Origin of the sequence: Rhizobium leguminosarum, assembly GCF_004123835.1 — a bacterium.
In the GTDB taxonomy this organism is placed as follows: Bacteria; Pseudomonadota; Alphaproteobacteria; order Rhizobiales; family Rhizobiaceae; genus Rhizobium; species Rhizobium leguminosarum_M.
On record NZ_MZMU01000018.1, the window covers coordinates 210,424 to 226,126 of the forward strand.

General features: G+C 62.1%; 14 protein-coding genes and 1 pseudogene. 5 read left to right on the forward strand and 10 right to left on the reverse strand.

Going from position 1 to position 15,703, the window contains the following annotated elements; genetic code table 11:
* Both B5P46_RS25720 and B5P46_RS25725 read right to left on the reverse strand, forming a co-directional pair.
* Complete coding sequence (locus B5P46_RS25720) at positions 1-1,293, reverse strand: NAD(P)/FAD-dependent oxidoreductase (protein WP_129421202.1); 1,293 nt, start codon at positions 1,291-1,293, stop codon at positions 1-3.
* 3 nt (positions 1,294-1,296) lie between these two features.
* Complete coding sequence (locus B5P46_RS25725) at positions 1,297-2,694, reverse strand: PLP-dependent aminotransferase family protein (RefSeq protein WP_129421203.1); 1,398 nt, start codon at positions 2,692-2,694, stop codon at positions 1,297-1,299.
* A 240-nt stretch (positions 2,695-2,934) separates the two neighbouring features.
* On the opposite strand from B5P46_RS25725, the gene B5P46_RS25730 reads away from it, so the two are divergent.
* The 5 genes and pseudogenes from B5P46_RS25730 to B5P46_RS25750 all read left to right on the forward strand — a co-directional run bounded on the left by B5P46_RS25730 (position 2,935) and on the right by B5P46_RS25750 (position 7,632).
* The gene (locus B5P46_RS25730; RefSeq protein ID WP_129421204.1) at positions 2,935-4,017 is read left to right on the forward strand and encodes an ABC transporter ATP-binding protein; all 1,083 of its coding nucleotides are present in this window, start codon (positions 2,935-2,937) and stop codon (positions 4,015-4,017) included.
* Positions 4,018-4,065: 48 nt separating this feature from the next.
* Positions 4,066-5,115 (forward strand): ABC transporter substrate-binding protein, encoded by a 1,050-nt coding sequence (locus B5P46_RS25735; RefSeq protein ID WP_129421205.1) that lies wholly within the window; start codon positions 4,066-4,068, stop codon positions 5,113-5,115.
* A 69-nt stretch (positions 5,116-5,184) separates the two neighbouring features.
* A complete protein-coding gene (locus B5P46_RS25740) occupies positions 5,185-6,441 on the forward strand; it encodes an ABC transporter permease (protein ID WP_129421206.1) in 1,257 nt (418 codons plus the stop codon).
* Positions 6,441-7,262, forward strand: coding sequence for an ABC transporter permease (locus B5P46_RS25745; protein WP_129421207.1), 822 nt, complete (start codon positions 6,441-6,443; stop codon positions 7,260-7,262). Before B5P46_RS25740 ends, B5P46_RS25745 begins: the two co-directional genes overlap by 1 nt.
* A 15-nt stretch (positions 7,263-7,277) precedes the next feature.
* Positions 7,278-7,632, forward strand: a pseudogene (locus B5P46_RS25750) (RidA family protein).
* A 48-nt stretch (positions 7,633-7,680) separates the two neighbouring features.
* Here B5P46_RS25750 and B5P46_RS25755 read toward each other — a convergent pair.
* The 8 genes from B5P46_RS25755 to B5P46_RS25790 all read right to left on the reverse strand — a co-directional run bounded on the left by B5P46_RS25755 (position 7,681) and on the right by B5P46_RS25790 (position 15,703).
* Positions 7,681-8,481 (reverse strand): phosphate/phosphite/phosphonate ABC transporter substrate-binding protein, encoded by an 801-nt coding sequence (locus tag B5P46_RS25755; protein WP_129421208.1) that lies wholly within the window; start codon positions 8,479-8,481, stop codon positions 7,681-7,683.
* Between the two features lie 40 nt (positions 8,482-8,521).
* Positions 8,522-9,976 carry an NAD-dependent succinate-semialdehyde dehydrogenase gene (locus tag B5P46_RS25760; protein WP_129421209.1) on the reverse strand — a complete coding sequence of 485 codons (1,455 nt, stop codon included), beginning with the start codon at positions 9,974-9,976 and terminating at the stop codon, positions 8,522-8,524.
* Between the two features lie 10 nt (positions 9,977-9,986).
* Positions 9,987-11,066 carry an ABC transporter ATP-binding protein gene (locus tag B5P46_RS25765; RefSeq protein WP_129421210.1) on the reverse strand — a complete coding sequence of 360 codons (1,080 nt, stop codon included), beginning with the start codon at positions 11,064-11,066 and terminating at the stop codon, positions 9,987-9,989.
* Positions 11,063-11,863, reverse strand: a complete 801-nt coding sequence (locus B5P46_RS25770; protein ID WP_129421211.1) for an ABC transporter permease — start codon at positions 11,861-11,863, stop codon at positions 11,063-11,065. The genes B5P46_RS25765 and B5P46_RS25770 overlap by 4 nt, the downstream gene beginning before the upstream one ends.
* Position 11,864: 1 nt before the next feature.
* Positions 11,865-12,737, reverse strand: a complete 873-nt coding sequence (locus B5P46_RS25775; RefSeq protein ID WP_129421212.1) for an ABC transporter permease — start codon at positions 12,735-12,737, stop codon at positions 11,865-11,867.
* 113 nt (positions 12,738-12,850) lie between these two features.
* Positions 12,851-13,861, reverse strand: a complete 1,011-nt coding sequence (locus B5P46_RS25780; protein WP_017992525.1) for an ABC transporter substrate-binding protein — start codon at positions 13,859-13,861, stop codon at positions 12,851-12,853.
* Positions 13,862-13,910: 49 nt separating this feature from the next.
* Complete coding sequence (locus tag B5P46_RS25785; protein ID WP_003538302.1) at positions 13,911-14,234, reverse strand: NIPSNAP family protein; 324 nt, start codon at positions 14,232-14,234, stop codon at positions 13,911-13,913.
* A 5-nt stretch (positions 14,235-14,239) separates the two neighbouring features.
* Entirely contained in the window at positions 14,240-15,703 is a 1,464-nt protein-coding gene (locus B5P46_RS25790; protein ID WP_129421213.1) for an aldehyde dehydrogenase, read from the reverse strand.

The following is a 15,703-nucleotide window of genomic DNA, read 5'->3' on the forward strand; positions in this document are numbered from 1 at the left end:
TTAGAACCGGTCGGGACGCAGGGGAGCCAGATCGACAGCCGGAGGCTGACCGGCGATAAGTTGGGAAACCAGATAGCCGGTCAAAGCCGACAGCGTCAGGCCGAGATGGCCGTGGCCGAAGGCATAGGTGACGCGGGGCAAGTGCCGGGAGCTGCCGATCACCGGAAGGGAATCCGGCATGGACGGGCGAAAGCCCAGCCACTCATCGTTCCCCTGCCCGGCCGCCGGCAGGAGCATTTTCACGCCGTCGCGGATCATCGCGGTCCGCTTGGGGTTCAACGGAGCGGCAAGCCCGCCGAGTTCGACCGTTCCGGCCGCGCGCAATCCATCTGCCATCGGCACCATGTAGAAGCCGTGTTCGGGATAGCAGACCGGGCGCGACAGCAGGTGGCCCGCTTGCGGGAACAGGACGTGATAACCGCGCTCGGTGTCGAGCAGGATGCGATCGCCTATCGATGCGGTGAGCTTGCGCGAATGGGCGCCGGCAGCCACAACCGCGTGGTCGGCGAGAATTTCCTTGCCCACGATCCGCAGGCCGATGCCGTTGTCGCGCGGCTCGATGGCAGAGACTTCACCGCTGACGATCGCTCCTCCGCCGTTTATAACCGCCTGGGCGAGCGCAAAGGCGAGTTGCCTGGGGCTGGAAAACACATAGGCGTCACGAAACAGCACGCCCTTGTGGTAGAGCGGCGCAAGATTGGGCTCCATGTTCTTTATGTCGGCGCGGTCCAGCTGGTTCATGGCGACGCCATGGCGCTCACGCAGCCCGTTCTCGGCGTCAGCCGCCCGGAATTGCGCTTCGCTCTTATAGAGATACAGGCAGCCGTCATGCCGCTTCAGCCGTTCGGCGCCTGCCTGCGCCACAAGCGGTTGCCAGGCAGCATCGGCGTGGGAAAGCAGCACCGCCAGGGTGCCGGCGATCCGCTCGACCTCGGCTTTCGTGCTCGATGCCAGGAAGGCGCGCAGCCACGGGACCAGTTGCGGCAGGCATCTCCAGACGATCGCCAGCGGACCGAGGGGATTGAGTAGCATGCCCGGCACTCGCCAGATGACGCCTGACGTCGCGACGGGAACGACGCCGTGTGGCGCAAAGGTACAGGCATTTCCGTAGGAACAGGCCTGCCTGTAAGATGCATCGCCCAAGGGCGGCGCCGGATCGATGATCGTGACCCGGTGTCCCATTCTTTGCAGCCAGAGTGCCGAGCAGAGGCCCACCAGTCCGGCACCGACCACAGCCACATGCCGGCGCTCGGCGTCGGGCAAGGGCTGAAGGTCGGGAAGCGGCGTGTTCATCGCCTAGACCAGGCCTGCTAAGGCGCGGGGACGATCGTTCAGCGTGGCGGCGATGATGCGTAGCGCCGTTGCAAGTTCGTCCCGCGACGATGCGCAGCCGACATTGACGCGCACGGCATGCTCGACCGGCTGGCGGTCACAGGCAAAGGCGGTGGCGGCCATGACCGCAACCCCATGGGCACGCAGATTGGCGGCAAAATCCTCGCATCGCCAAGGGGCCGGCAACCTCAGCCATAAAAACATACAGCGCGGATCGGCGGAGAAGGAATGGCTGGCAAGGATCGTCGTGACGATCGCATGGCGCGCGCGCAGCTCGGCAAGCTGGGCCTTCAGGATCGCTTCGGCCGTGCCGTCCTCCAACCAGCGGGTCGCAAGCAGCAGCGGCAGCGGAGAGGGCATCCAGGCGGTCGTGCGGACCGCCTCGGCAGACAGCAGCGCACGGCCGGGCGGGCAGGTGAGATAGCCGACGCGCAGACCCGGCGCCAACGCCTTGGAGAGTGCTGATATATGATAGGTCCTGGTCGGCGCAAGCGTGATCAGGGCGCTCGCCCGGCTTCCGAGCATCGGTCCATAGACATCGTCCTCGATGATGACGAGATCGTGCTTTTCCGCGACGTCGACCAATTCCCGCCGGCGGGCCTCGCTCATGGTGACGACGGTCGGATTGTGCATGGAGGGAACCGTGAACACGGCGCGCACGCTCTCCCGGCCGCAGATATCGTCAAGCTCCGCCGCCGACATGCCCTGATCGTCACTTCCAATGCCGATAATGCGGAAGCGGAACATTTGGGCAAGCGCGATCAGGCCGTAATAGGTCAGCCGATCGCAGACGATGGTGTCGCCGGGCTCTATCAGACTGCTGATCACCGCCAGCAAAGCGTGCTGGGCGCCGCTGGTGACCACGATATCGTCTTCGGATGGATCGAAGCCGTTGAGCGATATCCATTTTCTCGCGGCGTGGCGCGCCCAGGCCGGGCCTTCCGGCGGCTGATACTCCTGCATCTGGCGAAAGCGCCGGTCCGATGAAAGGTCCGGCAGGGATTGGGCGAGGCGCTGCTGGAAATCGTCGACGGCCGGCCGGTTGACCGTCAGGTCTATGACACCAGTCGGGTTCGCCGCCCGGTCAACCCGCGGCATGGCGCCGTCGCCCATGACGATGGTGCCGCGCCGGGTGCTGCCTATCACAAGGTTGAGGTTCTGCAATTCGCGGTAGGCGCGCGTGACGGTGGAGACGTTGAGCGACCGCTCCCGCGCCAGGTCGCGCTGCGGTGGGAGCTGGCTGCCGGGGGGCAAGGCGCCCGAGCGGATCCTCGCCTCGAGCTCGTTTGCGAGCTCCAGATAGGCCGGTATCCGCGTTTCCCGCTCCTGATTTGTCCGGGTCACTTCCGATCTTTCAGACATACAATTCCTGTAACAGCGACATAAATTCCATAAGCCGGACACGCGCACCAATCACCGGGACGCTGCGATTCAGCTTGCTTTCGTGCGACATAGCACGCTTTCCCAGTGTTTTCGAGACCTCGCCGCCGCTACCACACAAAATTATTTGTGTGGCTTGACAAGCCGAAGTCGGCCGAGACAATATAGCCCGGCATCGAGACAAAGAGGCAGGGACCCGGCCGATGCAAACAGGAGGACTTCATGAGCGAGCGCTTCATTGCTTTCGAGGGCGTGCGTAAATCCTATGACGGCGTCAGCTATGTCGTGCGCGGCCTGGACCTCGACGTCGCCAAAGGCGAGTTTCTGACCCTTCTCGGCCCTTCCGGGTCCGGCAAGACCACGACGCTGATGATGCTGGCCGGTTTCGAAGCGCCGACCGACGGAACGATCACCCTTGCCGACAACAGGATCGACAGTGTTCCGCCACATCGCCGCAATATCGGTGTGGTCTTCCAGAATTATGCGCTCTTTCCGCATATGACCGTCGGCGAAAACGTCGCCTTCCCACTGAAAATGCGCCGGCTCGGCAAGGCTGAGATCACCGAGCGGGTGCGCCGCGCCCTCGACATGGTGCGCATGGCGAGTTTCGAAACACGGCGACCCAACCAGCTTTCCGGCGGACAACAGCAGCGCATCGCGCTCGCCCGGGCTCTCGTCTTCGAGCCGCAGCTCGTGCTGATGGACGAGCCACTCGGTGCGCTCGACAAGCAGCTTCGCGAACATATGCAGCTCGAAATCAAGCACCTGCATGCCCGCCTCGGCATCAATGTCGTCTACGTCACCCACGACCAGAGCGAAGCGCTGACCATGTCGGATCGGGTCGGCGTGTTCAATGACGGCATCCTGCAGCAGATCGCGCCGCCGCATGAGCTCTACGAGACGCCGGCAAACCCCTTCGTCGCAACCTTTATCGGCGAGAACAATGCAATATCAGGCGAAGTCGTCTCGATCGAAAATGCCGTCTGCCGGATTCGCGCCCCCGATGGTTCGATCATCACCGGCCATGCCGGAGAGGGGCTGAAGGAAGGCGCGCGGGCGACGCTGGTCTTGCGGCCCGAGCGGATTCAGCTGGCGCCCGCAACCGAGATTCCCAACCGGTTCACCGCGACGCTCAAGGAAATCATCTATCACGGCGACCATGTCAGGTTGCGCGTCTCGGCCTGCGGCTGTGACGACATCTTCATCAAAGTCGCCGCGGCTAAGGACATTCCGGTTCAATCGCTAGGCTCCACTGCCGTCATCGGCTGGGCGCCGGAGGATTGCCGCGCGCTCGCGCTCTCCTGACCGGGCGCTCATTCTTTCGCAAACGCAACAACAAAAAGGGGAACCACCATGATGCGTTTAAACTGCATGCTTCTCAGTTCCGTCATGACTCTTGCCATCGCAGGAGCGGCATTTGCCGAGGATACGCTGACCGTCACATCCTGGGGCGGCGCCTATACGAAGAGCCAGGAGGAGGCCTTTTTCAAGCCCTTCGCCAAGGAAACCGGCACCAAGATTCTCCAGGATGAATGGGACGGCTCGACCGCCAAGCTGAAGGGCATGGTCGAAACCGGCCAGGTGACCTGGGATGTCGTCGATGTCGAACCCAGCCATGCGCTGCAAGGCTGCGACGAAGGTTGGCTTGAAACGATCGACTATTCGAAGCTCGGCGGCAAGGACGCCTTCATCGATGGTGCTGCGATGGATTGCGCGGTCGCGACGATCGTCTTCGGCACCATCTATGCCTATGATGCCGCCAAGTTCCCGAATGGCGGGCCGACGACGATGGCCGATCTGTTCGATACGGCCAAGTTCCCCGGGCCGCGCGCCTTGCGCAAGTCGCCGAAGACAACGCTGGAATTCGCGCTGATAGCTGACGGCGTCAAACCCGCCGAGGTCTACGACGTGCTCGGGACGCCGGAGGGCGTCGACCGCGCCTTCAAGAAGCTCGACACGATCAAGAAGGATGTGAAGGTCTGGTGGACCGCCGGAGCGCAGCCGCCGCAGCTTCTCGCCGACGGCGAAGTCGTGATGACCACCGCATGGAACGGCCGCATCTACGATGCCGTCAAGAACAGCGGCAAGAACTTCAAGATCGTCTGGGACGGCCAGGGAATGGATTTCAATCTCTGGGCCGAGCCGAAAGGCTCGAAGAACAAGGAACTGGCGGACAAATTCGTCGCCTTCATCGTCAATCCCGACGTGATGGCGCAGCAGTCCAAATACATTTCCTATGGCCCGACCCTGAAAGCGGCCATCGCCAAGGTTCCGGCGGATATTCTCGTCGATCTGCCGACCGCGCCGGAGAACACGAAGACGGCCTTTGTCGTCTCCTCCGAGTTCTGGGCCGACCATGATGAGGAGTTGACCGAACGCTTCAACAAGTGGCTCGCACAGTAACCTCTTCGGGTGGGCGAGTGTCTCCCTGGCTTCGTCCGCCCCTTTCTCTACCGCAGGAAGGCACGAGCGATGGTGATCGCGACAATAAATGAAGGTGACGGCTCTGTGATTGCCGCCCGCACGCGGGTGAAAAGTCTCGGCAGTGCGAAAAGCAAGGCGCAGCTGAGAGCGCTGCTCCTAGTCGCGCCTCTGTTGATCTTCCTGCTGCTCGTCTTCGTCCTGCCCATTGCCCTGTTGTTGACACGCGCGGTCGACAACAGGGCGGCTTCCGCCGCCCTGCCCTACACGATGTCGGCCCTTTCCGGCTGGGATGAAAAATCCCCGTCCGACGAAGCACTGTTTGCTGCCTTTGCCACCGATCTGAAACAATCGCCGCGCGACCAGATCGCCGAGGTGGCCAAGCGTCTCAACTATTACGAGACGGGCATGCGCTCGATGCTCTTGAAAACCGCGCGCACGATCCGCGACGCGAAGCCGCCCTACAAGGCCGCCTTCGTTGCCATCGATCCCAAGTGGGAGACCCCGCACTACTGGACGCTCATCAAGAATGCGTCACCGCCCTTCACCGACTACTACCTGCTCGCCTCGCTCGACCTGGAGCGAGACGCGTCGGGCGCCATCGGCAGGGTCTCGGCGGAGAATGCGGTGCATGTCGATGTCCTGATCCGCACATTCGTCGTCAGCGCTTCGGTGACCGTGATCTGCCTGTTTCTCGGCTATCCCCTCGCCGCGCTGATTGCCCGGTCGAAAGGGGCGGTTGCCAACACGCTGCTGATCCTGGTGCTCCTGCCGTTCTGGACCTCGCTTCTGGTCCGCACCAGCGCCTGGGTCGTCCTGCTGCAGGGACGCGGCGTGATCAACTCGGCGCTCATCTGGTTGGGCCTGATCGACCCCGCACATCCCCTCGACCTGATCTACAATCGCATCGGCGTGCTGATCGCCATGACCCATATTCTGCTGCCCTTCATGGTGCTGCCGATCTACAGCGTCATGAAGAGCATACCTCCGGTCTATCTGCGTGCCGCCTCGTCGCTTGGCGCGCCGCCGATGTCGGCCTTCTTTCGCATATACCTGCCGATGAGCATGCCTGGTGTCAGCGCCGGCGGGTTGCTCGTCTTCATCCTGGCGCTTGGCTATTACATCACACCGGCTCTGGTCGGCGGGCCGGGAGACCAGATGGTGAGCTATTTCATCGCCTATTACTCCAATCAGGTCACGAACTGGGGCATGGCGGCGGCTTTGAGCACGATCCTGCTGGTGGCAGTGCTGATCCTCTATGCCGTCTACAATCGCATTGTCGGTATCGACCGGCTGAGGATAGGCTGATGACGAACTTCCTTTCTTTCCCGCGGCTATTTTCGATCCTCTTGTGGCTGGCTGGCGGCCTCGTGATCCTGTTCCTGATCGCACCGATCGTGGCGATCGTGCCGCTGTCCTTCAATGCCGAGCCGTTCTTCACCTATCCCATGCCCGGCCTGTCGCTCCGGTGGTATCGCGAATTCTTCGATTCCAATGTCTGGCAGCTGGCGCTGAAGAACAGCATCATCGTCGCCGTCTTCGCCACGCTTCTGTCGACCCTTCTCGGCACGCTTGCCGCGATCGGCCTCAGCCGGCCCTCCTGCCCGGCGCGGGCAACGCTGACCGCCATTCTGATTTCGCCGATGATCGTGCCGGTCATCGTTTCGGCGGTCGGCATCTACTATGCCTTCGCCGCCGTCGGGCTGCTCAACAGCCTGACCGGGCTGGTGCTGGCGCATACGGCGATCGGCGCGCCCTTCGTGGTGATCACCGTGACCGCCACGCTCGCAAGCTTCGATCACAATCTGATGCGGGCGGCATCCAGTCTCGGCGCAGCCCCGGTCGAAGCGACGTTGCGCATCATGCTGCCGGTCATCGCACCGGGGGTGGCGTCCGGCGCGCTCTTCGCCTTCGTGACATCATTCGACGAAGTGGTGATTGCACTCTTCATCGCTGGTTCCGAAGAACGCACGCTGCCGCGCCAGATGTGGAGCGGCGTGCGTGAAACGCTGAGCCCGACGATCGCCGCCGTCGCCACGCTCCTCATCCTGTTTTCGACGCTGTTCCTCGCCACGATCCAATGGCTGCAGCGACGCGCCGAACGCCAGAAGATTGCGCATAGGGATTAATTCAGGGGGTTGAGCATGCAGATCGAACGCTACGAAACCGGAAAAAGGATGAGCCAGGCCGTGACCTATGGCGGCTTTGTCTTCCTCGCAGGCCAGGTCGCCATCGACGCACCTGGCGTGTCCGTCCGCGAACAGACGACCAACATCCTGGCGCGGATCACGCGGCTGCTGGAAAGCGTCGGCAGCAATCCGACACGGATCCTCAGCGCGACGATCTGGCTTGCTGACATGTCCGAGTTCGAAGAGATGAATATCGTCTGGGACGCCTGGGTGCCTTCGGGCCATGCGCCGGCGCGCCACTGTCGAAGCAAAGCTCGCCGGGCCGGAATTTTCCGTGGAGATCGGCATCATCGCAGCGATCGGGACCTGATGGTTCGTGCCTCCGTCATCTCGCGGGACGGATAGGAATCCGGAGAACTCAAGCTCTCATTTGCGGCAATGCATCGCCGGCCAATGATAAAAGCGGCTGATAATCTGCTTCTGAAAGCACTGAAAAATCAACGAGGCCGAGTGTGGCGCGCATGGCGGCCAGCGATGGCTCCTTGATCGCGGCGCTAAGCGCATTTCGCAGGAGAAGAAGCCTGTCGTCCGATGCATCGCCTGAGGTGATGAATGGCAGCCCAGGGCCTTTGGGCGTCTCGGCGATGATGCGAACCGCTTTGATATGACCGGGATCGAAGCGGCGAATATTCGCATAGGTGACGCAATCGATGGCGGCACTCTCCGCCCTGCCCTCGGCAACGGCAGCGATGCTGCCGCGGTGGCTGCCGGTTTCGATAATCCGGCCGAAGAAGCGGCCGTCGCCGGCAAGCGGCGCGACCGCTGTGCGAAAGAGATTGCTGCCGGAATTGCTGTCGGGGCTGTTGATCGCAGCCGAGGTGCCGCGCAAATCCTCCAGCGAGCGAAGCGGAGAATCCTTGCGGACGATGATGAAGCTGCGCATCAGCGGGCCGTCGCAGCCGGGATGGCCATAGACCGGCGTCGCCACCAGGCGGACCCTGCCACGCAGGCTCCTGGCAAAGGGATAGCCGCATGCCTGCGACAGAAGAAGATCCGGCCTCAGCCAGGCTTCGTCGTAGGGAACTGTCTGATCGAGCTTTTCAGGCAAGTCCTTGAGGCCGGCATTCGAGAGATAATGCCGGAGGAACGACCATAGCTCAGCCGTCGCATCCGCGAGCGGCTCCGATGTGACATACATGGCGATGCTGACGAGAGGCATTCTGGTCTTTCCCTGCGACAAGGCGCAAGCATCGACCAGGTCAGGCAATGCCGCCCAGGCATACATATTTAAGCTCGGTATATTCGTCCAATCCGTGCCTGGATCCTTCGCGACCGAGACCCGACATCTTCACGCCGCCGAATGGAGCCTCGGCTGTGGAGACGAGACCGGTATTGACGCCGACCATCCCATATTCGAGCGCTTCGGCGACGCGAAATACCCGCGACAGATCGCGGGCGTAAAAATACGAAGCAAGCCCGAACTCGGTGTCGTTTGCCTGTTCGATGACGTCCTCTTCGTCGCGGAAGCGAAAAAGCGGTGCAAGCGGCCCGAAGGTTTCCTCGCGGGCGACCTGCATGCCGGCAGCGACATCGCGCAGGATTGTCGGCTCGAAGAAATGGCCGCCAAGCGCGTGGCGCTTGCCCCCGGAAACGATCCCGGCACCCTTTGCGACGGCATCGCGAATATGGCTTTCGACCTTGGCGACGGCATTGTCATCGATCAGCGGGCCAAGCACGACGTCACTGTCGAGACCGTTGCCGACCTTCAAGCCCGAAACCGCCGCGGCGAGCTTGGCGGCAAACGCCTCGTAGACGCCGTCCTGGACATAAAGCCGATTGGCGCAGACGCAGGTCTGGCCGTTGTTGCGGAACTTGGCAATGAGCGCGCCTTCGACGGCAGCGTCGAGATCGGCATCGTCGAACACGATGAAGGGTGCATTGCCGCCAAGTTCGAGGCCGAGCTTTTTGATCGTCGGCGCGCATTGCCGGTAAAGCAGCTCGCCCGTCCGGGTTGAGCCGGTGAATGTCAGGACCCGAACGTCGCGGCTTGCCGTCAGCGCCCCGCCAATTGCCGCTGCGTCACCCGTAACGATGTTGAGAAGCCCCGGCGGCAGGCCGGCACGCTCACCGAGAACGGCGATGGCGATGGCGGAGAATGGCGTTTGGAGCGCCGGCTTGAGAACGACGGCACAGCCGGCGGCAAGCGCGGGGCCAATCTTGCGGGTGATCATCGCGTTCGGAAAATTCCAGGGCGTGATGGCGGCCACTACGCCTGCCGGCTGGCGCAGGACGAGGATACGCTTGTCCGGCTGATGTCCCGGTACGACCTCGCCGTTGATGCGTCTCGCCTCTTCGGCGAACCATTCGATGAAGCTCGCACCATAGGTGATCTCCCCCTTGGCTTCGGCCAGGGGTTTTCCCTGCTCCAGCGTCAGGATCATAGCCAGATCGTCGCGGTTTTCGATCATCAGCCGATGCCATGCCTTGAGAACGGCGGCGCGCTCCCCGGCGGTCTTCTTCGCCCAAAGCTTCTGGGCAATCACGGCGGCGCGGATGGCATCTTCCGTTTCCGCCGCACCGAGGTCGGGGACCACCCCCAGCGGCTCGCCTGTCGCCGGATTGCGGACCGTCGCCGCCTTGCGGCCTTCCGCTTCGATCCAGCGATCGGCGATGGGGCATGCCTGACGGAACAGCGAGGGATCATTGAGCTTCATATGACAACTTTCAACAGAATACGTGAGCGGTATCGGGATCGAAATTCAGATGAACTATATCTCCACGGCTGAGCCCCGCGATAGCCTCATGACCGAACGGTAGGCGAACCGCCAGTGCCTCGCCTGTCGCCGTCTCGGTCGAGACGTGAATATTGTTACCGAGGAAGGTAATGTCGCTGACCGTTGCGGCAAGACCCGCTCCGGCCGCCTGATTTCGCGACAACCGAATGCGCTCCGGCCTCAGCATCAGGGCCGCCCTCGTCCCGGATGTTCCTTTTCCATGCACCGGAATATGATTGAAGACGCTCCCGCCGCCAAGCGAAATGGTGGCCTGCCCATCGGAAGATGACAGCAGGTCGCATGAAATGAAGTCACTGTCGCCGATGAATTCGGCAACGAAGCGGGTCCGCGGATTGGCGTAGAGTTCCGGGCCTGTCCCGATCTGGTCGATGACGCCCTTGGAAAAGACGGCGATGCGGTCGGAGAGCCGCAGCGCCTCCTCCTGGTCGTGCGTGACATAGAGGATCGTCACTTCGGTCTGCTGATGAATCCGGCGGATCTCGTGCTGGATTTCCTCGCGCAGCTTCTTGTCGAGCGCCGACAGCGGCTCGTCCATCAGAAGCACCGGCGGATCATAGGCAAGGGCTCTGGCAAGGGCGACGCGCTGCTGCTGGCCGCCGGACATTTGTGCGGGCTTGCGATCCTCGAAGCCTTCGAGCCTGACGAGGCGCAGCATCTCCTTCACCTTGCTGTCGACCTCGGCCTTGGACTTGCGCCTGACCTTCAGCGGGAATGCGATGTTTTCGCCCACCGTCAGATGCGGAAACAGGGTGTAGCGTTGGAACACCATGCCGATGTTGCGCTTGTGCGACGGCGTGGCGAGCAGGGTCTTGCCCTCCAGCGTGATGTCGCCTTTCGTCGGAGTTTCAAAACCGGCCAGGATGTAGAGGGTCGTGCTTTTCCCGGATCCGGACGGTCCGAGAAAGGTCAGGAACTCCCCGCGCCGGACGTCGAGATTGACGTCGTGGACGGCGACCACCGGGCCGTATTCCTTGCGTATTCCGCGGATCTGAAGGAATGGTTCTTTCATTGTTTCAGTACCTTACGCACGATGGCAACCAGCGCCATCAAGAGGATCGTCAAAAGGATGAGAAGGGTCGACGCCGCAGCGACAACCGGCGTCAGATCTTGCCGCAGCGTCGCCCATACTTTTACCGGCAGCGTCTGCAGGGTCGGGCTGGACATGAAGATCGCCACCACCACCTCATCCCAGGATGTCAGGAACGAGAAGACGGCCGCCGAAAACAGCCCATGGCTGATCGCCGGCAGGGTGACCCTGATCTTTGCTTCCAGAGGCGAGGCCCCGCACAGAACCGCCGCATCCTCGATCGACTTGTCGAAGCCCTCCAGCGCACTGGATATGGAGAGGATCGAGAAGGGCAGCGCAAGAACGAGGTGCGAAATGACGAAGCCTACCAATGTGCCGCCAAGGCCGATCCTCAGGAAGAAGGCATAAAGGGCAACCGCAAGAACCACGACAGGGAGGATCATCGGCGTCAGGAACAGCGCTTTCAGCGCGTCGCGGAACAGGAACGAGCCGCGCACCAGCCCGAAGGAGGTCACAAGCCCGAGCAGCACCGACAGGATCGTCACGATGACCGCGATCTTGAAGCTCGTCCAGGCCGATTCCAGCCAGCGCGGATCGGCAAAGAGCTCGCTGTACCATTGAAACGTCCAGCCGGGCGGTGGAAAGATCAGCCACTGCGAGGAGCCGAAGGACAGGGCGGCGATAAAGACGATCGGCAGCAGCAGGAAGGCCGCAGTCAGAACCGTTATCGTCAGCAGGATGTATTTCCACCAGCCGAGACGGTCGAAATTGAGCAACATGTCAACGCCCTCCCGGGTTCTGGTTGCCGACGAAGCGCAGTTGCACGGCATAAAGCAACAGGGTCACCACGAGGAGAACCAGCGCCGCAGCACCTCCCATTCCCCAGTTGACCAGCGACTGCACGAATTGCGCGATCAGCTCTGCGAGCATCATGTTCGCGGTGCCGCCAAGAAGCGACGGCGTGACGAAATAACCAAGGGACATGACGAAGACCATGAGGGCACCAGCCGCCATGCCCGGCATGGCCAAGGGCAGCAAAACGCGGGTCAGGCACTGCCACCGGTTGGCGCCGCAAAGTGCTGCCGCCTGCAGGGTCGACGGGTCGATCTTCTTGATCACGCCGTAGAGCGGCAGGATGATGAAGGGCAGCATGATATAGGTCATGCCGATCGTCACCCCGGTCAGGTTGTTGACCAGCGCCAGGGGTTTGTCGATCAGCCCCATTCCGATCAGCATCTTGTTGATGAGCCCCGTCCGCTGCAGCAGCACCATCCAGGCATAGGTGCGGGCAAGCAGGTTGGTCCACATCGACAGGAGCAGGATCGCAAAGATCACCGAGGTCAGGCGCCCGGGCATGATTGCCAGCGCCCAGGCAACGGGAAATCCGATCAGCACCGAAAACACCGTGACGAGACCGGAGACGATGAAGGTGTTGGCGAAAATCTTGAGATAGGTCGCGGACCCGATCAGCTGCGCATAGTTTCCAAAGCCCGGCACGGGTTCCAGCACGCTGCGCAGCAAGAGTACCGCCACCGGCGCGATGAAGAAGATCGCCACGAAGGCGAGAGCCGGAAGGACCCCGCCGAACCCTGTTGCCCTGCGCGCCTTTGGCAGGGGCGCAATTACGCCGGAGGCATCGCTATATGTCGACATGACAGTCCTTCCCACCCGTCAATTTCCGCAGCCGCCGAGGTCCAACGCACGGGGACCGACGCTGCAGGAGGCACGGCGAACATTCGCCGTGCCCGTTCATCTCAAGTTTCAGGCTATTTCGCCTGCCATGCGTACCACTTCTCGCCGATGGCATCGCGATTGTCCGCCCAGTAGTTCATGTCGGCATTCACCTGGCTGGCCGTCTGCTGATCCGGCAGGGTCTTGGCCGTCTCCGGATCCATCAGCTTGGCCGAGTCAACGTTGATTGGTGCATATCCGGTGGCCTTTGCAAGGGCGGCCTGCGGTTCGGCCGAGGTCGCCATTGCAATGAACTTCATCGCGGCTTCCACGTTCGGCGAACCCTTCGGCACGACGAGCGAATCCGCAGCGGTGATGTTCTGTTCCCATGAGGTCTCGGTCTTGATGCCGCTCGCCGCAAGCGCGGTCATGCGGCCATTCCAGATACTGCCGAAGGGAGCCTCGGCGGATGCCAGCAGCTGCTGCGACTGTGCGCCGCCCGACCACCAGACGATGTCCGATTTGATCGTATCGAGCTTCTTGAAGGCGCGGTCGAGATCAAGCGGATAGAGCTTGTCGGCAGCCACGCCGTCGGCAAGCAGCGCCGCTTCGATCACGCCGGGAGCCGACCATTTGTAGAATGTGCGCTTTCCCGGAAACTTTGCCGTGTCGAACAGGTCCGCCCATGTCTTCGGGCAGGCGCTGACGGCATCGGCGTTGCAGCCGATCACGAAGGAATAATAGAAGCTGCCGACCGAATAATCGGTCACGAAGCGCGGATCGAGCTTGGATTTGTCGATGACGGAGAAATCGAGCTTCTCGAGCTGGCCATTCTTGCCGGCCTGGGCGGCATAGTCGCCTTCGACGTCGACAACGTCCCAGGTGACCTGGCCAGCCTCGACCATCGCCTTGAGCTTGCCATAATCCGTCGGTCCGTCCTGTACGACGGTGATACCGGTCTTCTCCGTGAACGGGCTGGCCCATGCTGCCTTCTGCGCGTCCTGGGTCGTTCCTCCCCAGCTCGAGAAGACCATGTTATCGGCGTGTGCCGGTACGGACACAGCCACGAATGCGGCAACCGCCGCGAAAGCAAATGTTGTTTTCATGTTCCCTTATCCCTGTTCTGGTTTGTCCTACGGGGTATGCCTTATGCCGTCAGTGCGCCTCGCTCCTGGGAGAAAAGTTAGCTGGCTTCATAATCTTGTTTTCCGCCACCTCGATGAGATCGCGGATCTTGGGCAGGAAGGCCTGCCACCGGGGATCGGCTAAAAGCCTCTGGCGCCTCGCCTCCCGGTCGTCCAGGCTCGCAAAGGCCCAGATGTGGACGATCTCGTTGATCGTTCCGATCTCCGAAAAGAAGTAACCGACGAGCGTGCCGAGATGGCTCTTCTGGATCTCGATCCCCTCCTCCTCGACGACCTTGAGATATTGCGGGATCGTGCCGTTCTTCAGCCGATAGGTGCGGATCTCGTAAAACATCGGCGCTACCTCATCACGAAGGGATCGGGGATCGGATCGTCCGATGTCCTGAGCCAGATCGTCTTGGTACGGGTATAGTCGAGCGCCGCGGCCATGCCGCCTTCCCGGCCATGGCCCGACAGGCCGAAACCGCCGAACGGCGCGATCGGTGATACCACGCGGTAGGTGTTGACCCAGACGATCCCGGCACGGAGCCCCTTCATCAGCCGGTGCGCCCGGGTCAGGTTCTGGGTGAAGACGCCGGAAGCCAGGCCATAACGGGTATCGTTGGCAAGCTTCAGTGCCTCGGCCTCCGTCTCGAAGGACACGACCGACAGGACCGGCCCGAAGAATTCCTCGATCAGCGACGGCGAGGCGACATCGTCGCAGTCGAGAATCGTCGGCGGGAAATAATAGCCTTCGCCGTCGATCTTACGTCCTCCCGTGACGAGGCGGGCGCCGCTTTCAATCGACTTGGCGACGAGGGCGCCGATATTGTCCTGTTGGCGCTTGGTGGCAAGCGGGCCGACTTCTGTCGCCATATCGAGCGGAGCACCAATCCGGATCGCCTCCGCCTTCTCCCGCAGCATGGCGACGAATTTGTCCTTGATGCTGCGTTCGACGATGAGGCGCGATCCGGCAACGCAGCTCTGCCCTGTCGCGGCGAAGATGCCCGCGACCTGGGCATTGGCCGCACTTTCGAGGTCTGCGTCGGCAAAGACGATGAATGGCGACTTGCCGCCAAGTTCAAGCGAGGTGGAGGCGAGGTTTTCGGCCGAGTTGCGAACGACGTGCCGGGCGGTTTCAGGGCCGCCAGTAAAAGCGACGTGCGCGACCTTCGGGTGCCGGCCGAGAGCGGCGCCGCAGGAGGCGCCGAAACCGGTGATGATGTTGACGACGCCGGCAGGAAAGCCTGCCTCGTGCACGAGCCGTGCAAATTCGAGAAGCGGCGCCGGCCCGTCTTCCGAGGCCTTGACCACCATCGTGCAGCCGGCCGCGAGCGCCGGGCCGATCTTCACCGCGGACAGGAAGAGCTGGCTGTTCCACGGCACGACCATCGCAACAACGCCGATCGGCTCGCGGCGAAGCCAGACATCCATGTCGGGCTTGTCGATCGGCAGGTAGGCGCCTTCGATCTTGTCGGCGATGCCGGCATAGTAGCGATAGTATTCGGCGACATAAGCGATCTGCGCCGAGGTTTCGCGAATGATCTTGCCGGTGTCGCGTGTCTCCAGTTCAGCGAGGATCTGCGCGTTGGCGGCAACGAGGTCGGCCAGCTTGTAGAGCAGCTTGCCGCGTTGCGTGGCTGTCATTTTCGACCAGGGGCCTTCGTAAAGCGCCCTGTCGGCCGCGTTGACAGCCCGATCGACATCGCCTTCGCGCGCTTCAGGCATTTCCGCCCAGACCGCGCCGGAGGCTGGATCGATGCTCGGATAGCTGGCCTCGCCATCTGAGAATTCGCCGTCGATGTAGTGCTGGAAACGCCGCAT